The sequence below is a fragment of the Saprospiraceae bacterium genome, assembly GCA_016713025.1.
GTDB lineage: Bacteria > Bacteroidota > Bacteroidia > Chitinophagales > Saprospiraceae > OLB9.
The window spans coordinates 3,029,620-3,050,685 of record JADJPZ010000004.1 but is presented as its reverse complement, the minus strand read 5'-3'; the positions used below and the strand labels follow the sequence as shown (position 1 = coordinate 3,050,685).

The window sequence follows — 21,066 nt, the reverse complement described above, 5'->3', positions numbered from 1 at the left end:
TCCGAAAAACCATGCAATACCTAAAGCTTAAATCAGGAAGTACTATCATCGAACTACATAACAACTGGCTCGGAGAAGAAACCGTAATCATAGGCGGTAAAATCGTATCAAAAAAATCTTCTGTAACGGGCATCAACCATCACTTCAGTATTCATGAAAATGGTGAAAAGGTCAATTATGTGTTGACAACCAAAATTCTGGATAATATGATGAGTGTAGGCGTTGATCTTTCACGAAACGGGACATTGATTTATGAAAATGTGAAATTGCCATATGGATCAAAACCCAAATCACCGGGTCAGGAACTTAAATCAAAAGCACTGTCAAAACTGAAGCAATATGATATTCCTGAAGCCATATTATTGCTTGATCATGCAAAAGACCTTGATCCTGATGATGCGGAGATATATTTTCACCTTGCTTGTGCATATTCTAATCTGGAAGACTCCGAAAATGGATATGCCAATATAAAAAAAGCTGTAGAATGTGGACTTGCTGACCATGAATCCATACTCAATCATGATATGCTGGCATACTTAAGAATACAGGATCAGTTTGAAAAATTTCAACAGAGTGGGTTTAAATCCTATAAACTATCAAAGAAGAAAAAATAATGGATATAAAAAAACCGGTACAGATTTGACCCATACCGGTTTTATATTTGGATTTCAAAATTTGGCTTTTTAAGTCTTAAAAGTTATCAACGATTTCTCATTGCAGTCAGGAAATTATTAAGCTCATCAATAGAATAAAATAATACTTCTCTGGGCTTACTTCCCTGAGCCGGACCCACAATACCGAGTTGTTCCATCTGATCCATGATTCTTCCGGCGCGGTTGTATCCAAGCTGCATCTTGCGCTGAATGAGTGAAGTCGAGCCGTGTTGTGCACTTATGATCAATCTTGCTGCTTCGTCAAAATTTTCGTCAAGATCTGACATTTTCAAATCAGAATTTCCAGCGCCACTTTCATCATCACTTTTGTACTCAGGCAGATAAAAAGGTTCTGCGAAACCTGGCTGATCAGCTATATGTTTGATGACACTCTCCACTTCAGGGGTATCTACAAAAGCACATTGTATCCTGACGTTATTGCTGCCTATAGAAAGAAGCATGTCTCCCATACCTATTAACTGATCCGCTCCGCCTCCATCGAGGATGGTTCTCGAGTCTATTTTTGATGTTACCTTAAATGCAAGTCTTGCAGGGAAATTGGCTTTGATGATACCTGTGATGATATTGACTGATGGTCTTTGTGTCGCTATGATAAGGTGAATACCAATGGCCCTGGCAAGCTGTGCAAGTCGGGCGATAGGTAACTCTACTTCTTTGCCGGCGGTCATGATCAGGTCTGCAAACTCGTCGATAACCAGAACAATGTATGGTAAAAACTTATGTCCATCTTTAGGACTCAATTTCCTTTCTGTAAATTTTTCATTGTATTCATTCAGATTTCTTACTCTTGCTTTCTTCAGCAAATCATATCTGTTGTCCATCTCAATACAAAGCGAATTTAAAGTATTGATGACTTTACTGGTTTCAGTAATGATAGGTTCGTCCTGATCAGGGATAAAAGCAAGATAATGCTGATCGAGATTTCCGTATGGGAATAATTCCACTTTCTTAGGATCTATCAAAACTAATTTGACCTGTGATGGATGCTTTTTGTATAGTAATGACATCAGGATGGCGTTGATACCTACAGATTTTCCCTGTCCGGTGGCACCAGCAACAAGTAAGTGCGGCATCTTTGCCAGGTCGGCTACAAATACCTCATTGGAAATTGTTTTTCCCAGTGCAATAGGAAGAGCCATCTTGGTATTTATAAACTTTTCGGAATTAAGCACTTCTTTTAAGGATACGATCTGCTTGTTTTTGTTAGGTACCTCGATACCTATCGTTCCTTTGCCTGGAATAGGGGCTATGATTCGGATGCCCAAAGCAGAAAGGCTTAAAGCAATATCATCTTCCAGATTCTTTATTTTGGAAATTTTTACACCGGGAGCCGGCACTATTTCATAAAGCGTCACTGTCGGGCCTATTGTTGCCCTGATTTTAGTGATTTCTATCTTATAGTTCAGTAATGTGGCTATGATCTGATCTTTATTGGCTTCCAGTTCTGCCCTGTCTACTTCTACTTTCTGATCAGCATATTCCAGTAGCAGGTCAGTTGTTGGCATTTTATATCGCTTCAGGTCAGCAGTGGGGTCGTATGGTTCGAGATCATCTTCCAGTTTGATGGCTTCGATCTGAGTTTCAGGCGCAACAGGAACTCTGCCCATACCTGGTCCAACTTCCGTAAAATCATCTTCACGTGAGATATTTTCAATGCTTAGATTAGATGATTCGTCAATATCGAGTGTCAGGTCTGCCGGTGCTTTTGAAATAGTCTGAAGTGTCGCTGTCGCAGGCAGATCAAAATCCATTTCCATGTCATTTGATCCTACCTGTTTTTCAGCTGTCGGAGTCTGTGGGATGGCACTCTCCTGCTTATTATAGCCTGAGGGCCTGAGGGTTTGTAAAAATAAATCTTCTATATCTTCTGTAATATTTTCTACTACACTTTTTCTTTTAGGTTTTATCTCGCTGTCTTCCATCCCTTTAAAAAAATCCATAGATACAGATGGTATTGACACATTTGCCAATGGATTGCTAAATGTGAGATTATCAAAATTTGGATTAAATCTCCACATGATATACGCACCCATACTGAATAGCAAGAGGAAAAACAGTCCAATCTGGCCTATAAAATTGGTCAGCCAGAAACATGTACTTTCGCCAAAAGCTCCTCCCCATGTAAACTCTGATCTCCTGAATGCAAATTCAAGTAAAAGTGAGAAAAAAGCCATAATGACAAGTGAATTTCTGGAAAATATCATAAATGGTATCAGGGATCTGCGTCGGACCAGATCTAAACCCAATTTGATCAACAAGACCACCACAATCATAGACGGGAGGCCAAAACCCCAGTAAAAAAACATATTGGAAATGATGGCACCCAATCTTCCGAGCCAGTTCTGTACATTGAGATCACCCTGTAGTAACATACCCCAGGAAAATTTTAGAACCTTATCCTGATCCATTTTCCAGGTATACAGGTAAGAAACAAATGCTATGGCAAGATAAATAGCTGCCATAATAAGGATGACACCTGCTACTTTTGGAAATCTTTCATCCCGCCAATTGAATTTAGGGGAAGAAGGCTTCTTCTCTTTTGGTTGCTTTTTAGACGACATATGGGAAAATCGGTTTTTTAATTAAATACTCCTTAGCTCATCGATATTTCTGAAACCACATCGCCAGGTATTTCTCCTACTGTATAATACCGAATATACATACTTAGGACAACTTGCTGATAATGAGTATTGGGACAGATAACTAAACAGGTTACAGAAATAATCCAGGACAAAGATAATTAATAATTATTCATATTATAAAATTTTGTTATATATTTTTTACAATAAATTAATAATTTATAATTTATGAATAAATATAATATATCAAAAATGCTCATTTTCAATCAGTTATTTTAATTAAGAAATCAGTAAAACTTTATTTTGATTTGACAAAAAGTTATTTTCAAATCTTCATTAAATCGGCTTGTCAATTCGTATCTTTGCGTCATTCATTTATGGAAGCTAATTTCCTATTAATTTTAATCATATATATATGAAATCAAATATTTTTATTGCAGGAAGTGGAGGAATCGGGCAGGCTGTTGGCTTGATTTTACTCGAATTTCAGGTGTTTGAAGTCTCTATTTATTTCGGAGATGTGAATCAGGCGGCTATAGATCAGGCGATCAGCTTTGTAAAAGAAGGATGCACACATGATGTAAATGTGTATGGTGTGCTTATGCCGATTGAAGACAGTCATGAAAGACTGGATAACGTGCTATCCCAATGTGACATTATTCTGGATTGTCTACCGGGTAGTCAGGCTCCGAGATTGGCAAGTCTGGCCAAAAACATCATTGTCACTATGCCAATCTTACAGAATATGTACAGGAGACCAAGGATGTAATCAGTATTGCCGAAGGATCAGACAAAGCATTTGTATTGCAGACAGGGCTTGCACCGGGATTTATCAATGTTTTGGCGCATCGGCTTTACGAAGCTTTTCAGGAAGACTTTGGTGTGGATGTGGTAAATAGCATGCATATGAAAGTGGGTGCTATAAGCAAAAATGCTCCATCACCTCATTATTATGCCTTCACATGGAGTCCCATAGGAGTAGCTACTGAATATTTAAAAGATGCTGAAGTAGTCAGAAACCATAAAAAGATAAAAGTACCTGCATTATCCGGTCTCGAAAGAATCATCATAGATGGTGATGAGTATGAAGATAACTTTACTTCAGGTGGGGCAGCAGATTTACCGGACGCTTTTGCACCAAAAATAAAAAACCTGGATTATAAAACGATCAGGTACCCGGGTCACTATCAGTGGGTAAAAAACTCCCTCAGTACAATTACCAACAGTGATGACCGCATCAAAGCTCTGGAATACATCATGCTCGAAAATATACCGAGTGTGGAAGACGATGTGGTAGTCATCTATGCATCTGTTGAAGGTAAAGACATCCATGGCAGGTTGAGGAGAAAGGAAAAATCTTATAAAATATTTCCATCATATGTAGGCAATAAAAGATTACGTGCCATCCAAACTACAACAGCTTCAGCACTGTGTGAGGTTGCGAATATGTTATTGACACATCAGTGGAAAGGAGTCATACTGCAGAGTCAGTTGTCCACGACAGATTTTCTTAAAGGGCCATTTGTTACAGCTTTTTACGGCGAGTATTGATAGGTTAAAGCTTGAGAATCAATGAGCGGCTCATAAAATGGAATGAGTTTTAAACGTACGCTTATTTTAAATTTTCGCCACTTTTTCAGTGTTCTTTTTAATAAATGGTAAAAACGTGGTTGAATTGGGAGTGTCGTCTCAAGCATAGCTTGACAGGCTTTTCAGGGAATGAGGGTTAATGAGAAGGTAATTTGGCTTTTCTTACCCCTGCCCCTTAAGGGGAATGCAGCGCTTCTAATGGGAGAATTGGGCAGGTTTTCCGTTCATAATGGTGGTAGCGAGGAAGAAAATTTGAATTCGTGCAGTTGTTATACACACGGGTAGGTCGTCTCAAGCTATGCTTTGGAATGAGGGTTATTGGGAAGGTAATTTGGCTTTTCTTACCCCTGCCCCTAAAGGTGAATGCAGCGCTTTTAATGGGAGAATTGGGCAGGTTTTCCGTTCAGAATGATGGTAGCGAGGAAGAAAATTTGAATTCGCGCAGTTGTTATACACACACTAAGCACTTAAACAGTTACAAATTTTCAATTATGATGACACAACTGCCATAAATCCATATCAGAATAACTGCTTATAAAAAAATGTGAAAAATAATTTTTTGAAAAAATGAAGTAGTTAGGATAAAATTGATTGTATCTTTACTTTTTATAAAAATGCGCTGCCAATGAATAAAAGAACATGCCTTGAATGCGGTGATACTTTTGATGGGAGAAAAGATAAAAAGTTTTGTTGCGACCAATGCCGTACATCGCACTTCAATAAGCAGAATACGGACCAAAACAAGTTTATGCGCAATATCAACAATATTCTGCGCAAAAACAGAAGGATCCTTGAAGCACTTAACCCTACCGGAAAAACAACTGTAACAAAAACGGCACTGCTTGACGAAGGATTTAAGTTTGCTTACTTTACAAATGAGTATAAAACAAAGACGGGAAAAGTGTACAGATTTTGTTACGAGCACGGTTATCTGCAGTTGGAAAGCAATCTGTTTGCCTTGGTATTCAGGAAAGAATATGTAGATTGATCTGAAATTTTGCAGTAATGAAAGACGTATTCAGAAAAGAAGATCTCAAACGAAAGCCTGAAGGTTTCTCTCCATTCAGAACAAGGCTACATGAAATTATTTTTGAAGCCGAAACCAAAGAAGGAAGGATTTTTGATATCGTTTTGCTGCTCATGATTGTATGCAGCATCATCGTTCTGATGCTCGAGACAGTACCTTCTTACTACGCCAGGTTTAAAGATATATTTTTTGTACTTGAGTGGGCATTTACCATTTTTTTTACCATTGAATATTTTTTAAGACTGTATACTGTATATAGTCCCAGATATTATTTTAGCAGTTTTTTTGGATTGGTGGATTTATTTTCGATCCTGCCAAGCTATCTGACTCTTCTGGTGCCGGGCCTGCACTCGTTGATGATCATCAGGGCGCTAAGACTTTTGAGGGTTTTCAGGATATTTAAGTTGGATAGCTTTATTGATCAGGGCAATCTTATCATTAATGCCTTGATGGAAAGCAGAAAAAAAATCATGGTATTTACGATTTTTATCTTGATCATGGTATGTATTTTCGGTTGTGTGATGTATCTGGTAGAGCGCGATGTGAATGAAAATTTTGACAGTATTCCCCGAAGTATGTATTGGGCCATTGTGACCATCACTACTGTAGGGTATGGAGATATTTCACCATCTACACCACTTGGACAGTTTATAGCTACTATCATCATGTTGATGGGTTATGTCATCATTGCTGTGCCTACCGGGATAGTCACTTCATCTCTGATGCAAAACATAAAATCAAGGCAGAACACTATTTCATGTCCAAACTGTGCCAAAGAAGGCCATGGCAGTGAAGCTAAATATTGCGACAGATGTGGTTATCTTCTTTAAATCCGTATTTATTTTACTTCAAAATGTAAAAACCGTGAAATATTTAATCATGTCCACTGTAGCTATGATCATGCTATGCAGTAAAATGAGTTTTAGTCAGGAAAAAAAAGGAGTAACTTTTGGAGTTGAGTTGGATGCCTTGCCATATGTCACAGGAGGATCTTTCGGTGCTTTTTGGTTGGGTAAAAACCAATGGAGGGTTAGAGCATTGGGGGCCAATGTTCATAAACCTGACTGGGCTACCAAAAAGGGATTCAATCATCATGATATCGCAGCATTCGCTCTGGTCGTCGATCTTTTTCAGACTCAGAATTGGCGAAAATGGTGGATCGGCGCAGGACCCGTATTTTGGAATAGTAAAATCAGGGCTGACGGGAGCACCACGATTTCAAGTTTCAGCAATTTTCTGTTAAATGGTAGTATAGGGTATAATTTAAGCTTAGGTCAAAACATTTATCTTTCACCCTGGGCTGGAATGAGTTTAAAAATTGCAGGCGATAAAGATATCGTTGTCCAGAACAAAATCTACAATTTACCCTTTTTGAACCCCGAAATGTCACTTAAACTGGGTTTTCATTTTTAACTTAAAAAGTTACTTTAAAAAATATAAATATGAGTTACAGTATCATTACACCATCGTGCACTTCATCTCAATTGCCATGGGAAGAAAGGCCAGCCGAAAGCAAAGACGTCGTGTGGAGATATTCGGCCAATCCGGTCATACCCAGAGATCTGCTTCCGGCATCCAACAGTATTTTTAACAGTGCTGTTGTACCTTATTGGAATGGGTTTGCAGGTGTATTCAGATGTGATGATACCAACAGAAGGATGCGTTTGCATGTTGGTTTTAGTGACGATGGTATACAGTGGAATATCCAATACGAACCTATAAAATTCCAAAATTCCGACCCTGAAACCGGACAATGGGTCTATGGATATGACCCCAGAGTATGTTTTATAGATGACAGGTTTTATGTCACGTGGTGCAATGGATATCATGGCCCTACCATCGGTGTAGCATGGACAAAAGATTTTGAGCATTTTTATCAGCTCGAAAATGCATTTTTGCCATTCAACCGCAATGGAGTGATGTTTCCAAGGAAGATCAATGGAAATTTTGCGATGTTAAGCCGTCCGAGCGACAATGGTCATACTCCTTTTGGAGACATCTTCTACAGCGAATCCCCGGATCTCAAGTATTGGGGGAAACACAGGCATGTCATGGCTCCGGCGCCATTTGAAGTCAGTGCCTGGCAATGTACCAAGATAGGAGCTGGCCCTATACCGATAGAAACATCAGAAGGATGGTTGATGATATACCATGGCGTCCTCCAATCCTGCAATGGTTTTGTCTATAGTTTTGGATCTGCCATACTTGATACAGACGAACCCTGGAAGGTCAAATATCGTTCAGGACCTTATTTGATTTCTCCACAAAAGCCTTATGAGTGCATCGGTGATGTGCCCAATGTGGTTTTTCCATGTGCATCACTTCATGACGAGCAGGGAAGAATAGCCATTTATTATGGATGTGCGGATACGGTAACTGGTCTTTCATTTGGTTATATTGATGATATTATAGATTTTACTATCAAAACGGATATTTCAACATCATGCTAAGGAGGCATTTTCTAAAAGCAGGCACACTTGCAGGTGGACTATTCTTACCACAGACATGGCAAAAAGCTGAAACCACTAATTCAAAAGGAAAAGATCATGTTGATTTCAGTATTACAGACAATGTAATAAATATGTACATTCCCCAAGTCTCAAAATTTACCCGAATCATTCAGGTATCTGATACACATCTCTGGATGGATGATGAAAGAGGGCAGGACTATATACCATATAGCCGGCGTATGGCCAAAGCGTATAACAAAACAAAACATTTTCAATCAGGAGCCGAAACCAATCCAATGGAGAGTTTTGAAAAAACACTTAACATCGCAGTAGATAAAAAAGCTGACCTGATCGTGCTCACCGGTGATATTTTTAGTTTTCCATCTGAGGCAGCCATAGAGTGGTCGATTGAAAAGTTGAAAAAAACCAATATTCCATATATCTACACTTCGGGCAATCACGACTGGCACTATGAAGGTATGGATGGACCGATAGATGATTTGCGAAGTACATGGATAAACAAAAGATTGGCAGCATTGTATCCCTCGTCTCAGTTTTTGTATGGTGTTTACCCTATAAACGGACTAAAAGTGATCACAATGGATAACTCAACTTATCAGGTAAATAAGGTACAAAGAAATTTTTTCCGAAAGGAAATCAAATCCGGTGATCCGGTACTACTCATGCAGCATATACCTATGTATGCAAAGGGCAGGAAAGTAGGATTCGGTTGCGGTCATCCCGACTGGTCAGGGAAAACTGATAAAAGTTTTGAACTTGAAAAAAGAGAAAGATGGCCGATGGAAGGACACAGCAAAGACACATTTGGTTATTATAATGACGTTTTTTCTTCGAGTAATGTAAAAGGTGTTTTTGCCGGGCATACGCACCAACAATCATTGGACATCATAAATGGCATACCACAATTTGTCACTGATGCCAATGCAAGCGGAGCCTATTTGCAGATTGATATTTTTCCGGCTTAAGTATAATTTTTTTTAATCCTATAAGTCAATCCAATCAAAAAATGTATAAATTATTGCTCAAACCACTTCTTTTTTTACTTGAGCCGGAGACAGCCCATCAGCTCACCATAAAAATTTTAAAAGTAGTTCTTTGTATTCCCGGATTGAGTAACTTGCTCAGAAAGTATTATACCATTGATGATCCCAAACTCAAAGTAAACCTTTGGGGCCTTGAATTTCCCAATCCTGTAGGTCTCGCTGCGGGATTTGACAAAGATGGAAAATACTACGACGTGATGTCCAATTTAGGATTTGGTTTTATTGAAATTGGTACGGTCACTCCCAAGCCACAATCGGGAAATGAACCACCTAGATTATTCAGATTACCTCAGGACCACGGCCTGATCAACCGCATGGGATTTAACAATGATGGAGTGGAAGCCATGGTGCAAAGGCTTAAAAAACACGGGAAACACAACATCATCATAGGTGGTAATATCGGAAAAAACAAAACAACACCCAATGAAAAGGCAGTAGATGATTATCTGTTTTGCTTTAATGCATTATTTGACCTGGTGGATTATTTTGTTGTCAATGTCAGTTCTCCCAATACTCCGGGACTGAGGGAGTTGCAGGAAAAAGAACCCTTGACCCAACTTCTTTCTGCATTGATGGCAGAAAATAATAAAAAGGAAAAGCCCAAACCAGTGCTGCTAAAAATAGCACCTGACCTTACTGATGCCCAGCTCGATGATATCATACAGATCGTACATGATACATCTATACATGGCATCATAGCTTCCAATACCACACTAGACAGAAGCAATCTGAAAACTGATACATCACAAATAGGTATGGGTGGATTGAGCGGTGCTCCATTAAAGAGCCGATCTACCGAAGTCATCAGATACATTGTGACAAAATCAGAAGGCAGGATTCCGATCATCGGAGTAGGCGGTATATCAACACCCGAAGATGCATTGGAAAAACTTGATGCCGGTGCCTCATTGGTACAGGTGTATACAGGTATGATTTATGAAGGCCCCGGAGTAATCAAGGAAATCAATAATGCCATTTTGGGCAGTTCAAAGGGTAAAGTATGAGGGTATTTTTATTTCAGCGGTCAGCTTGGCGACCGATAAAACCTTAGCAAGTCTGAACGTTCAGTGCATTGTTCTCGTCAGAATTTTTATTTAACATATATTTCTTCTATTGTTTTCTTGTTTTCTTTATTTTTTCAATTGTTTCAATTTCCAGATTCCAACGTGATTTAGCTATACGCAGGCAAGAATTTTTACCACTAAGCTGCCTACGAAGAACTGAACTTTAAATTTACTACTTTCCTGTCCTACGAAGCACTAAACCCCTGCTTGCGTATAGGTGATGTTATCGCTTCGGTGTTCTTTTTCGTCCGATTGTTTGTCGGTCGTTTTGGTTGTGAGGTTCGGCAGACACACTCTTTGCCAAGCTTGGGTTTTAGCGTTGGCTTGTGTGGATTTGCAATTTGTGTGGCTGTGAAGCATAGACTTAGGACTTAGGTGGTATTGATATTCTCTATTTTTTTTCTGGTCTTGGAATAATGACTTTGAATTGTTCGCCTTCGATGTCATTTACCAATTCAATATTAGGCTGTGCTGTCAAGGCTCTGTTTATTCCTGAACCAAATCCTCGATAAATCATTAACTTTGAACAATAAGAAACTAAAAGATTATTACGCACAACTGCATTACCCATTTTTATATTTTCAATTGTAAGACTATTTGGTAGTGAACCAGGACTCAAAATCTCAATTCGGTTATCAAAAATCATAATCCTTATTGGTGAATTCTTTGAATAATCTCTATGAACCAAAGCATTTTGCATAAACTCTTCCAAAGCAATTTGTGAAACTTCTAATTTACCAACAGAATTAAAATTCTGTCCAGCTTGAACATGATGTAAATTCGATGTGAAAAATCTCATTGTTTCCTCAAACATTTCGGGAATTGTTCCATTAATGTCTTGACTACTTCGGTAATCAGTTCCACCAATACTGTTTCCAAAAAATGAAATTGCTTTTACGCAAAACGCAGGTCTGTATTTTTGTGGATCATTTGTAAAAAACAATAAGCCTCCTAGTGTAAGATGTTTATCTTTAATAATATTTAGGTTATTCAAAAGCGTTTCAGTAATAATTATGTTTTCATTTGAATCTCTTTTTTGTAGGGCATTAATATATTTTTCAACTTTTGAATATTCAATATCATTTAAGTTTGTATGTGGAACAATCATTTCATCCATATAAATAATACCACTTTGCTGAAACAATCGTAATTGTTCATTATTATCTGTTAATCTCCTCTTGTCTGAACCTTGTTTTATCCATATGGCACCTCTATTGTCTTTATATGGCTTTGCAGTCCCTTCAGAGACTTCTACTATTAGGACTTTTTTCTCATCATTTTCAGAAGTAGCAACTCCTACAACTTCTGTATATATAAAAACCTGCGGTTTTACAAAATCATTTGCAATGTTTGCTAACAACTGATTGTAATCATGAATTTGTCTTACACTAAGCCCTGAAATTTTCCCGGTTTTATCTTCTACACCAAAAAATATTTTACCTCCTCTTGTGTTAGAAAATGCTATCATTTCTGCAGCAATTGAATCGTTGCTATCAATTTCTCTTTTAAACTGTACCTTACTAGTTTCCCCAGTGCTAATAATATCTAATAATTCTATTGCGTTCATTATGATTTCAATTTTTCAATGTTCCAAATGCTGTAAATATTTTTCCTTCGGTTAAACGCTTCGTCTCCACCTTCCATTATATCTACAATAAATCGTTGTGTTTGGTGATTATCAATTGTGCCTGAATGTATTGTAATTTTCTTCTCGTCATAGCTGCACGAAACAACTTTCTCACTGTCACCAAGAACTGGAATATTGGCATTATGCGTGGCAAAGATGAATTGCATATTACCTTTTAATTTCTTTAGCTCCTTTATGACCTCATCATAGATAGTTTGGTTATCCAAATCATCTTCAGGTTGGTCTATTATCAATACGTCATTTTCCTTTTGAGCCAACAAGAAAAGAATCAATGCTGATGCTCTTTGCCCTAAAGAGTGTTTGTCTAATGATTTCCCATTGTATTGAATGACTATTTTATTTTCTACTTTAAATGTTAGCAAGTCATCCAAATTTTCAAAAAATCTTCTCTTAAAATCAACAACATGATTTTGATTCAATATGTCATCTAATTTACTGCTATCCCTGTAAATCTGGATGAAGTCTTTGTATGCTTCATCTATCTCCTGATAAGCTGTTTCTCGAATACCTGACCCTCTGAAAACCTGTTTCATCTTATCAGTTAGTTTATCTCTCCTGCCTTTGAAATCAACTTCAATTGAAATTTTACTTTCAGCTTCATTAATCCTTTTTACCTCCTTATTTAAAACATTAAATTCTTCTAGCCATAGATTGTCCAATTCAGTAAGTCGCTCCAATAAATTTGTCTGCAAATCGTTTCTTCGTTTTTCAGATTTTTCGATTTCCTTTAATTTCAATAAAGCTGTTTCGATTTGCCTGTTCAGGTTAAGAAAATTATCGGGGTTAATGGTGTCTGTATTTATTTCCCGTTTAATCTTTGCAAACTCTTCTTTTAAGCCTTCTTTCTTGCTATTAATTTTTGATATTACATCTTTCAATTTTTGTTGACTCAGGACAGAATTCTTTTGAATCATTTTAAGTTTTTCAAACTCGATTTTTAATTCCTGAATAATTGTCTTTGCTTCTTCAAATAGTTCTTTATTGACTTCTGAACTGGTTATTTCTTGTTGAAAGAAGTAATCGTGATTAGAAACTAAGGATGCTAATTCATTTAAATAACTTCTGACTGTAGATTCTATTTGTATAAGTTTTGATATATCAGAATCAAAAAGTGTTTGTTGTTTTAATTTGTCTTCAACGCCTTTTTCTTTAAAAAAACTAAGCTGATGTTTTGAGTTTTTTATTTGGGCCTCTGTCTCTCTTTTTAACTCATTTAAATTTTGAAGCTTTTTTAATTCCGATATAATATTTTCAACTTCTCTTTTCTTTTGCTCTATTTTAGCTTGAACTGCTTTTAATCTTGTTCCAATTAAGCGTTGAATCAAATCTCCTTCAAAATCCTTTCCTTTGTTTGAAAGGTCTTTTTGCCCAAAATAAATAGGGGAGTGAAATCCTGTAGCGTCTAAAGTAATTCCTGGTTGTAGCAAGTTGTTCTTGTAAATATCCTCCTTTTGACCATATAGTTTATCTATTCTGTATTCTTCATTTTGTTTGTTGATTATGGTAACTATAGCTTTCCCTCCACTACCCATTGAGCGTGTTATTAATGAATTCTTATATTCTGGGTCTGCAGCGTTAAATGGTAGAGAAATCCCAAGAACATAGCGTAAAACTTCTAATAATGATGATTTTCCGCTTCCCCTAATTCCGATAAGGTTATTTAATTCAGGAGAAAAATCAATTTTAGTTCCTTCTAATAATCCTCCTTCAAAAAAAATTGATTTAATGTAGGAGTTTTTAATTTCAGGCTTGGTATTCAGTGAAATTCTATAATTAAAGTCAGTAAGGGCATATTTCAATGCTTCGAAATTGAATTCTCCAATTTTAATATAAGTTCTCTTTTCCTCACTTTTTTGTTGATGTGGTATTCCTATATCTTCCAATGATTTACAGTCTGAACCTTCAATAAACGCAGGTAACTTATCGTTAAACCAGTTTTTCCATGTAGCAACTTTATCATAAGTTCTTACTTTCTGGAAGCCTAAAACAAAATGTCTGAATAAGTCATTTGATATGAGCTGTTGAATTCGTCCTCCGTCTAATTCGTTAAAAAAACCACTGTTCTGCTCTACATGCGCAAGAATGATAAAAGAATCTCTACCATTGTTTTCATGGTCGCTTAATTTCTGTAATACGGTTTCAAAGTTATATCTGCACCTTGTATTTTCATTTTCTCTATTTGCTATACCTTCAAATGCCGCAGTAAGAAATTGATTAATGAAATCTTCACCATTGACACACCATTTTTCAAAATCGAAAACAAGTAAGCAATGAATCCCATTTGCTCCATCATTTACTGAAAGTTCAACTCCAGCAAATAAGCCAATACCTTCTTTTAAGGCCTTTTTTCTAAGGGCTACAAACTCGGATTTGTCAAACTTATTATGATTGGTAATAACTCCAAGATTAATGTTCTGCTCTTTAAGTTTCTCTACATAAAGACGGCAAAAATCATTTTCAGTACAAGTGTACGAAAATTCTTTGTCTGCTTTAGTGTGCAAATGGAAATCGCCTCGAAGCCATGTCGCTCCATTTTCAAAAATATTTTTGGTTTCGTTTTCCATTATTACCCTTTTCTTTCAATTAATAATTCTTTGACTTCAATATCAAGGATTTCGGCAATCTTGTATAAGTCCTCTAAACTTGGTTGTCGTCTGTTTTGGGCATAAGAGTTTACCATATTGTAGCTCTTGCCTAATTGTTCGGCCAACCATTTCTGTTTAATTCCTTTTTGTTCTAAAACGTCTTTTATTCTGTTCATTCTTGAACTTGTTTATAATGTGCAAAAGTATGGATAAAAATTTAATATCTCACACAATGAGCATTTAAATTATCATTCTATTTGGGTGCGGTGGGAATGGTAAGCTCTTTTGGTTTTTCAGGGTTGGCTTTGTGTGTCGAATAAAACCAAATGTGCTTGACCGTGTGGTTGGTTTTCTACACTGAGCTATAACGGTTGGCATTGACGGAGGGCAGTCCCGATAGGGCTGCCTTTCTTTCAGTGCATTGTGTGTGCCTTGAATGGCAAATGTACAATTTTCATTTAAGTTGTACAAACTGCTTAAAAAAGCAGTTTATCTGGAGAGTGAAAGCCCGTAGGATAAATATCCAACGGGTTGAAAGTCTCTTATACGCGGTCGTAACGTCCCGAAGTATTAGCAAGCTGTCCGCCGCGGCGGATGGTTTAGAGTGATCTATGCATTGAAATACTATACATTCACATTCACGAACACCATAAGAAAAAAATAATAAGTAAAGTGAGTAATTAGTGTTTGCTGAATATATTATATGTTGCTGAATTTCAATACTTTATTCAATTATATTTTTATACAAGTGCAAGGTTTTTTGATGTATGATGAGTAAAACCTTTGCACTTTGATTTAACATTGTCCTATGCGGACGGCAGTCACTTTTTTGCATTGCCAAAAAAAGTAACCAAAAAACGCTAGTTCAAAAAAAGGCGATTGCGAAGCAACGTTCTCTCTCATGTCAAAATGCTTTTTCTATTGCCTTGATTATCTGTCCTTTACATCAAATATTTATCATTGGCAATAGACGCACTTTTGATATTCCGTTCACTATCGCTTGTTTTTTGAACAATTAACCACACCAATAGCTTTATAAAAATTGAGTGATGCTACTTTTTCAGCAGACCCTAATTAAGCAGAACTAAGACTGAACGTTGCGAAGTAAAATCGTGATACGAGATCACGATTTAGTGAGGGAACCGTGCAATGCTTTGCATTCTTATTCACTAATCATCAATTTTTGTTCGTCGATTTCAACACTAAATTTCACTTTTGCTTCTAAAGCATCGAATACCTTAAGGATGGTTGCAAATCTTGCGTCAGTTGCAGAATTCTCAACTTTAGAAATTTGGGCCTTTTGCACTCCAACGAGTTCACCAAGTTGTTCTTGGGTTAAACGTTTAGCCTTTCTTGCTTTTTTAATAGCATCTCCTAAAAGTTCAATTCTCAATTCTTGCTCAAATTTTTCACGCTTTTTAGTTCCACGTTTACCTATGTGCATGTCTAAAACTTCATCAAAACTTGTCGTCTTCATTCTGTTATTTTTTTGATTCAAAATATTTGTCTTTTATTGCTTTAGCTTTTAGTATTTCAGATTTTTCTGGCTTATCACTTTTTTTAATGATTCCATGTGTTGCTATTACTAGTGCTACAGGCTACAGGAACAAAATAAATACCTATAAAACTTGATCTTATTCCCAATATCAGCGTTGAAAAGCCTCGCCATAGCTATTGCTATGTCTGTGTTTTTCGCCTTGATCTTGAAAATAATCTACTTCGTTTTATTATGTACTTACTTCATTCCTGTAGCACTAGCGTGTTTGTTCTGTCTGTTTTGTCCCAAAATGCAAAAATTCTATAATGATTGCCAAAATATAAAGTTCTGAAGTACCATATTCCATTTCTCAAAGGTTTAAACAATTTTGGGTCTTTTTTAGATCTTGCCATTGCCATGTTAAAAAGGATTTTTTCCTTTGCTTTGACAGGAATTTCATCTAGTTACTCCAAAGCTTCAGGTAAAAAATCAATCTTAAAGAGCTCCAATTTTTAAACGTTTTGACAAAGATAATAGTTTCTTAATTAAGATACAAAACACAAATTTATTTTTAAGGAATTTTTACTTTTGGTCGATCATAACGTTTTGCAGCTACCCGAAGGGCGGGCAATTCACCACAAATGTTGATTAAAAGTACAAAAGTTCCTGTTACCACAAATCTGTCTTTGATCGACAAAGCCCCGCCTTTTGGGTAGGTGCTGTTAGGCGTAGGTTTTTTTGTATTTCTTGTATAATTTCATTGGTACAAAGTATAAATTGTTTTTTGTCCTTGAACAAGCAACATAAAATTTATTTTTTGTCGTTGGATTAAGGATTGAAAGTTTGTTGCTGTTGTATAGTTTGAGTGTCTCGTCATTAATTACTACGCAAACATCTTCAAACTCTAAACCTTTACAACTTCCCCAATTGTCTGAATTGCAGCTATATTTAAAATGTTCCGACAAAAAGAGTTTTACTATTTTATTGTCATTAAATATTTTGTCAGCTTCAATTTCGTCTGTTATTAGTTGGTATTTAGTTATATTGTTATGATGTGAAAATATTTCAATACCAACTTGCTCTCTTACAAAGTCGCAAATTGTTTTACTACATCTACGGCTTTTCAAAAGTGTAGAATTGTCTACTGCAAAATTAATTACTCTAAACTTTTGTAGATAGTCATCCGAATTATTGTATAAATTAATGTTTGTATTGCCATCATTACTTGTAGAAAATGTGTGTTGATAAAAGTCGCCAACGAATAGAATGTCCAATTTGCTTTTTGAAATTTCGATTAATAAATTAAAATCGTGACCACCAAAATCCTGAATTTCATCAATAAACAGACAGTCGTAATACTTTTCTAATCGTTCTTTTACATTTGACAGAATTTTTTTTTCAATTATTAACTTTGCAATTCTATTGTGATATAGCCATTTTTCTTTTAAAAGATAAAACTTATCATCGCTTCGTTTTAAATTTCGTGTAAAGTCTGGTGGGTATTTCCAAAAAATCCCTTTACTGTTCAAGTCATTTGCAAGAAATGGTTTGAAACAAAATGAATAGAGAAAAGTAAAGTATGATTTTATCTTAATATTATTCGGTAAATATCCAAACTTAGCAATAATTGCTTTTCTTAAATTTTCTGTATTGTTTGTTGTATAGGTAATTAATAAAACTCTTTTCGTTTCGTCAAGTTTTTCAACTATATGATAAGTTTTGCCCGAACCTGCAACTGCTAAAATTATTCTTTTATCCATTTTAAAGCATCAGTAATATATTGTGGGGGAGTAATTTCGGTACTTTTTTTGTCTAGTAAAGTATATGCTACTTCTGCTTTGTTTGCAATCATATATTCTTGGACAGACAAAGTTTTTCTGCCTTTTTGAAATAAATCATCGCAAATTATTTTGTTATCTTGATACATACATACTTCAAAAGTAGTTCTTGAGTTGTCAGTGTCAGCAAATATTTTGAGCTCTCATGATTTTCGTTGACAACAATGTTGTAACTTATAACAACATGTGGAAAACGTAAAGTTAAGAAATAAATAATAATACTGTACCTTTGTTTTGACGATTATGTGAAGCGGACTAAGGCTCTGCTGGGGAGCAACCTTGGAAGGAATATCATAATTACTCAAAGTGGAACGTAAGGTTCGGTCGAGGAGCACATTTAAAATGCTCCTTGACTTTTTATAACCTACATTCCAATTTAGGGAATCATGCCTTAAAAACCCCATGTCCCGCTTAGCTGTCAAAATCATATAATACTTTTTTAGGTCTTTCGTCAGGATGCAACTTTGCCACTAATTGTTCAAATTGTACAGGGCTTAGCTGTCCTAATTGTTCGATGGCTCTTTGGTGATTATTGATATAAATCAATTCCTGGCACGCTTGCTCTAGCTCTTTGAAGGTGCGTATACTCCAAGGTTTGAGGTACATATTTTTAACAATGGAATTTAAATTTTCGGCACTTCCATTTTCCAAACAATTTTCAGCTCTGCTAATTAGCATCCCTGCATCTGTCAACATTTTTTTATAAGCTGTTGAGTTGTATTGAGAGCCATTGTCAGAATGATGGATACATCCCTGTAAATTTATATCTTTACGCAACATAAATACTTGTTCCAGGCACTGTATGGCGATGGAAGCTTCCATAGTTAAAGACGGTATCAGTCCTAGTACCCTTTGCGAATAAATATCCTTTAACGTGAATATGTAACTGCACTGACCATCAATATTATAATACGTAATATCACCAGCAATGAGTTGATTCACATTATCCAATATGAGCCCATTGATCAGGTTGGGATAATCGCCTTTACCTTTCCGTCACTTGTCTTTACTATTCTTGTTCTACCAGGCTTGATGGTCAAACCTGAAGTACTCATGAGTTGTTCAAACCTATTGACTCCCAGTCCAAGGTCAATGCCACCAACATTTTTTATACTATAATACAATGCACGGCTTCCCATACGTGGATGTTTGATCCTCCATTCCTCACTATGGGGATAATTTGCTCATATTGCATTGTTTGTCTATCATCCCGACTCCACTGCTGATGCACGGCTTGTCTGCTCAGCCCTAATTCTCTATACACTGATTGCATACTGTACGACTTTTTATTGCTATGAAGACGGGTGATTACTTTTTTAAAAATTTTTCTCAATATCCTCTTTGTAATGCTCTTTGGCCATTTCGATAAGTGTCTCATAATAATCAATTCTGATCTGTTGCTTGCCTAAGATCCGCTCAAGATTAGACTTCTCTTTCTGCAATTCCAAAACTTTCAGATAATCGCTGTCCGTCTCAATGACTATCTTATCCGGTGGACTGACCTTTCCATACTTTTTGACCCATTGGTAAACAGCCGCATAACTCACATCAAATTGGGCAGCAACTGATCCAGTGGTCATTTTGCCACTTTCTATTAAGTCTACTTTTTTGCTTCTTAAAGCTCTCTGAGAATACTTTTCTCGTTCTTTTTGTACTCATATTTGCAAATTTGTGAAAAGTTTTCCACATTTTTGCTGTCAACGTATTTCATGAGACCACATTTTGATATTATCAATATTGTAATCTGAATATCTATCTACACAGTTTTCTTGATACTTGCCATCGTTATCTCTTAAAACTGCTGTTTTGATTTTTAAAATTTTGGCGATGTCCAAGTATCTTTTAAAACTTGTTCCGTCAACAGAAATAATATGAACTTCACAATTTCTTATTTCTTCACCGGTTGCTTTCTTAAAAAGGGTTTCGGCTAAAATATATTCAGCATCACCTTCAACCAAAATCACTTTTTTGGAAAGGATAAATTCAAGAATATTATTGTCTGGCGCCTTGATGAAAAACTTTGCTGTATCTTCAGGTAGAGCGTCTAACTTTAACGGCTTTGTTGTTGTACTGCTCAATAAAATTGATTTTCTTAAGTCAAGCCTTGTGCTTATTAAGTCGCTGTGAGTAGCTACAAAAATTTGTTTGTTGTCAGATGCACTAATTTTATGAATTAGTTTTTTCATATTTGAATGACTCAAATGATTTTCAGGTTCTTCAAGCAAGATAACTTCCAAATCATTATCATTTCTGGTTAAAGCCAATTCCGTCTTTATAATACATTGTTTGCCTTTCCCTTTATTATCAATAGATATATTGCCTTCAAAGATTGTTAAATCCGTTTCTAAATTCGATTTAGAGTTTGATTTAATCGCAAATTTATATTCTCCAAGTCTTGGATTGATTTCTTTAAAAGAATTATTTTTAAAGTCTTCTTTATGAGAACGGTATTCGTGCTGATGCTTATATTTTTCTAATGAGCTTTTTACTGAGCTATTGTATATGTCTTTTACAAATTCTTTCATAGCATATTCGCTGCTGATTTGAGAGTTGTCAATAAGAATATGTTTTAAGTATTTTTTGAAACCTGAGTAAGTTTGATCCGCAAAAGTTTTAAATTCAATTGAATAGTATTCATAAGGGAAAATGCAATTGTCTTGCTTTAGTATTTTAGCAATATCAGCACTAAATTCATCGTTTGGTTTACAAATTAATTTCAAACCATTTGCGTCTATTTTATCACTATTTATTTTCCCATCAGTTTCTTCGTTATGCTCACTTAAAAATAATTCTATCTCCAACTTCGGCAAATTCACATAATTTTTGTCGGAGTTGAGAAAGTTTTCAATTACCTTGGAATTAAATAGATATTCAAGGCCCATTGTTTCAACCTTATTTCTACTTCCACTAATTACCAAGTCTATTGCTGTCAAAATGGAACTCTTACCTGCTTCATTGTCGCCAATAAGTAGATTTATTTTGTCATTAAAGGTAACTTCAAATGTTTCAAATCTTTTGAAGTTTAAGAGCTTTATTTTGGTAATGTTATTCATTTTCGTGGTCTGTGTTA

General features: G+C 36.0%; 21 protein-coding genes and 1 pseudogene. 9 read left to right on the top strand and 13 right to left on the bottom strand.

The features are described 5' to 3' along the window. Window positions 1–11: 11 nt before the first annotated feature. Window positions 12–614 (top strand): hypothetical protein, encoded by a 603-nt coding sequence (locus tag IPK35_19355; GenBank protein ID MBK8055367.1) that lies wholly within the window; start codon window positions 12–14, stop codon window positions 612–614. 86 nt (window positions 615–700) lie between these two features. Here the strand turns inward: IPK35_19355 and IPK35_19350 are convergent, their stop codons facing one another. Continuing rightward, the gene (locus tag IPK35_19350; GenBank protein ID MBK8055366.1) at window positions 701–3,235 is read right to left on the bottom strand and encodes a DNA translocase FtsK; all 2,535 of its coding nucleotides are present in this window, start codon (window positions 3,233–3,235) and stop codon (window positions 701–703) included. A gap of 433 nt (window positions 3,236–3,668) precedes the next feature. Between IPK35_19350 and IPK35_19345 the strand changes: the two genes are divergently transcribed. The 8 genes from IPK35_19345 to IPK35_19310 all read left to right on the top strand — a co-directional run bounded on the left by IPK35_19345 (window position 3,669) and on the right by IPK35_19310 (window position 10,388). Beyond that, on the top strand, window positions 3,669–4,022 hold the full coding sequence (locus tag IPK35_19345; protein ID MBK8055365.1) for a hypothetical protein: 354 nt from the start codon (window positions 3,669–3,671) through the stop codon (window positions 4,020–4,022). Between the two features lie 35 nt (window positions 4,023–4,057). Beyond that, the gene (locus IPK35_19340; protein ID MBK8055364.1) at window positions 4,058–4,804 is read left to right on the top strand and encodes a hypothetical protein; all 747 of its coding nucleotides are present in this window, start codon (window positions 4,058–4,060) and stop codon (window positions 4,802–4,804) included. A 664-nt stretch (window positions 4,805–5,468) separates the two neighbouring features. Further along, the gene (locus IPK35_19335; GenBank protein ID MBK8055363.1) at window positions 5,469–5,831 is read left to right on the top strand and encodes a hypothetical protein; all 363 of its coding nucleotides are present in this window, start codon (window positions 5,469–5,471) and stop codon (window positions 5,829–5,831) included. 17 nt (window positions 5,832–5,848) lie between these two features. Next, complete coding sequence (locus IPK35_19330) at window positions 5,849–6,700, top strand: ion transporter (protein MBK8055362.1); 852 nt, start codon at window positions 5,849–5,851, stop codon at window positions 6,698–6,700. Between the two features lie 34 nt (window positions 6,701–6,734). Continuing rightward, on the top strand, window positions 6,735–7,283 hold the full coding sequence (locus IPK35_19325; GenBank protein ID MBK8055361.1) for a hypothetical protein: 549 nt from the start codon (window positions 6,735–6,737) through the stop codon (window positions 7,281–7,283). A 29-nt stretch (window positions 7,284–7,312) separates the two neighbouring features. Continuing rightward, a complete protein-coding gene (locus IPK35_19320; protein ID MBK8055360.1) occupies window positions 7,313–8,320 on the top strand; it encodes a glycoside hydrolase family 130 protein in 1,008 nt (335 codons plus the stop codon). Further along, window positions 8,314–9,306, top strand: a complete 993-nt coding sequence (locus IPK35_19315; GenBank protein ID MBK8055359.1) for a metallophosphoesterase — start codon at window positions 8,314–8,316, stop codon at window positions 9,304–9,306. Before IPK35_19320 ends, IPK35_19315 begins: the two co-directional genes overlap by 7 nt. A 41-nt stretch (window positions 9,307–9,347) precedes the next feature. Next, window positions 9,348–10,388 carry a quinone-dependent dihydroorotate dehydrogenase gene (locus tag IPK35_19310; protein MBK8055358.1) on the top strand — a complete coding sequence of 347 codons (1,041 nt, stop codon included), beginning with the start codon at window positions 9,348–9,350 and terminating at the stop codon, window positions 10,386–10,388. Between the two features lie 451 nt (window positions 10,389–10,839). Here the strand turns inward: IPK35_19310 and IPK35_19305 are convergent, their stop codons facing one another. The 12 genes and pseudogenes from IPK35_19305 to IPK35_19250 form a co-directional block, all read right to left on the bottom strand. Further along, a complete protein-coding gene (locus IPK35_19305) occupies window positions 10,840–12,015 on the bottom strand; it encodes a putative DNA binding domain-containing protein (GenBank protein ID MBK8055357.1) in 1,176 nt (391 codons plus the stop codon). Beyond that, window positions 12,015–14,660 carry a histidinol-phosphatase gene (locus IPK35_19300; protein MBK8055356.1) on the bottom strand — a complete coding sequence of 882 codons (2,646 nt, stop codon included), beginning with the start codon at window positions 14,658–14,660 and terminating at the stop codon, window positions 12,015–12,017. Before IPK35_19300 ends, IPK35_19305 begins: the two co-directional genes overlap by 1 nt. Window positions 14,661–14,662: 2 nt before the next feature. Then, window positions 14,663–14,857, bottom strand: coding sequence for a helix-turn-helix transcriptional regulator (locus tag IPK35_19295; GenBank protein MBK8055355.1), 195 nt, complete (start codon window positions 14,855–14,857; stop codon window positions 14,663–14,665). Window positions 14,858–15,843: 986 nt separating this feature from the next. Next, complete coding sequence (locus IPK35_19290; protein MBK8055354.1) at window positions 15,844–16,158, bottom strand: helix-turn-helix domain-containing protein; 315 nt, start codon at window positions 16,156–16,158, stop codon at window positions 15,844–15,846. A gap of 263 nt (window positions 16,159–16,421) precedes the next feature. After that, window positions 16,422–16,577 (bottom strand): hypothetical protein, encoded by a 156-nt coding sequence (locus tag IPK35_19285; GenBank protein MBK8055353.1) that lies wholly within the window; start codon window positions 16,575–16,577, stop codon window positions 16,422–16,424. Window positions 16,578–16,880: 303 nt separating this feature from the next. Continuing rightward, entirely contained in the window at window positions 16,881–17,918 is a 1,038-nt protein-coding gene (locus IPK35_19280; GenBank protein ID MBK8055352.1) for an AAA family ATPase, read from the bottom strand. Continuing rightward, window positions 17,903–18,085 (bottom strand): hypothetical protein, encoded by a 183-nt coding sequence (locus tag IPK35_19275; protein MBK8055351.1) that lies wholly within the window; start codon window positions 18,083–18,085, stop codon window positions 17,903–17,905. Before IPK35_19275 ends, IPK35_19280 begins: the two co-directional genes overlap by 16 nt. A 322-nt stretch (window positions 18,086–18,407) precedes the next feature. Next, entirely contained in the window at window positions 18,408–18,938 is a 531-nt protein-coding gene (locus tag IPK35_19270) for a DDE-type integrase/transposase/recombinase (protein ID MBK8055350.1), read from the bottom strand. A gap of 23 nt (window positions 18,939–18,961) precedes the next feature. Continuing rightward, complete coding sequence (locus IPK35_19265) at window positions 18,962–19,135, bottom strand: hypothetical protein (GenBank protein MBK8055349.1); 174 nt, start codon at window positions 19,133–19,135, stop codon at window positions 18,962–18,964. Then, entirely contained in the window at window positions 19,105–19,269 is a 165-nt protein-coding gene (locus IPK35_19260; GenBank protein ID MBK8055348.1) for a hypothetical protein, read from the bottom strand. Before IPK35_19260 ends, IPK35_19265 begins: the two co-directional genes overlap by 31 nt. Before the next feature lie 43 nt (window positions 19,270–19,312). Continuing rightward, window positions 19,313–19,639: pseudogene (locus IPK35_19255) on the bottom strand (transposase). A 54-nt stretch (window positions 19,640–19,693) separates the two neighbouring features. Beyond that, on the bottom strand, window positions 19,694–21,049 hold the full coding sequence (locus IPK35_19250; GenBank protein ID MBK8055347.1) for an AAA family ATPase: 1,356 nt from the start codon (window positions 21,047–21,049) through the stop codon (window positions 19,694–19,696). Window positions 21,050–21,066 lie beyond the last annotated feature (17 nt).

Coding starts and splice junctions, on each gene's coding strand:
- IPK35_19250 (MBK8055347.1), bottom strand. CDS start 21,049: ATGAATAACATTACCAAAATAAAGCTCTTAAACTTCAAAAGATTTGAA.
- IPK35_19305 (MBK8055357.1), bottom strand. CDS start 12,015: ATGAACGCAATAGAATTATTAGATATTATTAGCACTGGGGAAACTAGT.
- IPK35_19315 (MBK8055359.1), top strand. CDS start 8,314: ATGCTAAGGAGGCATTTTCTAAAAGCAGGCACACTTGCAGGTGGACTA.
- IPK35_19310 (MBK8055358.1), top strand. CDS start 9,348: ATGTATAAATTATTGCTCAAACCACTTCTTTTTTTACTTGAGCCGGAG.
- IPK35_19330 (MBK8055362.1), top strand. CDS start 5,849: ATGAAAGACGTATTCAGAAAAGAAGATCTCAAACGAAAGCCTGAAGGT.
- IPK35_19335 (MBK8055363.1), top strand. CDS start 5,469: ATGAATAAAAGAACATGCCTTGAATGCGGTGATACTTTTGATGGGAGA.
- IPK35_19320 (MBK8055360.1), top strand. CDS start 7,313: ATGAGTTACAGTATCATTACACCATCGTGCACTTCATCTCAATTGCCA.
- IPK35_19285 (MBK8055353.1), bottom strand. CDS start 16,577: ATGGCAATGGCAAGATCTAAAAAAGACCCAAAATTGTTTAAACCTTTG.
- IPK35_19290 (MBK8055354.1), bottom strand. CDS start 16,158: ATGAAGACGACAAGTTTTGATGAAGTTTTAGACATGCACATAGGTAAA.
- IPK35_19355 (MBK8055367.1), top strand. CDS start 12: ATGCAATACCTAAAGCTTAAATCAGGAAGTACTATCATCGAACTACAT.
- IPK35_19275 (MBK8055351.1), bottom strand. CDS start 18,085: ATGTATCAAGATAACAAAATAATTTGCGATGATTTATTTCAAAAAGGC.
- IPK35_19280 (MBK8055352.1), bottom strand. CDS start 17,918: ATGGATAAAAGAATAATTTTAGCAGTTGCAGGTTCGGGCAAAACTTAT.
- IPK35_19260 (MBK8055348.1), bottom strand. CDS start 19,269: ATGCAATCAGTGTATAGAGAATTAGGGCTGAGCAGACAAGCCGTGCAT.
- IPK35_19345 (MBK8055365.1), top strand. CDS start 3,669: ATGAAATCAAATATTTTTATTGCAGGAAGTGGAGGAATCGGGCAGGCT.
- IPK35_19265 (MBK8055349.1), bottom strand. CDS start 19,135: ATGGGAAGCCGTGCATTGTATTATAGTATAAAAAATGTTGGTGGCATT.
- IPK35_19295 (MBK8055355.1), bottom strand. CDS start 14,857: ATGAACAGAATAAAAGACGTTTTAGAACAAAAAGGAATTAAACAGAAA.
- IPK35_19350 (MBK8055366.1), bottom strand. CDS start 3,235: ATGTCGTCTAAAAAGCAACCAAAAGAGAAGAAGCCTTCTTCCCCTAAA.
- IPK35_19300 (MBK8055356.1), bottom strand. CDS start 14,660: ATGGAAAACGAAACCAAAAATATTTTTGAAAATGGAGCGACATGGCTT.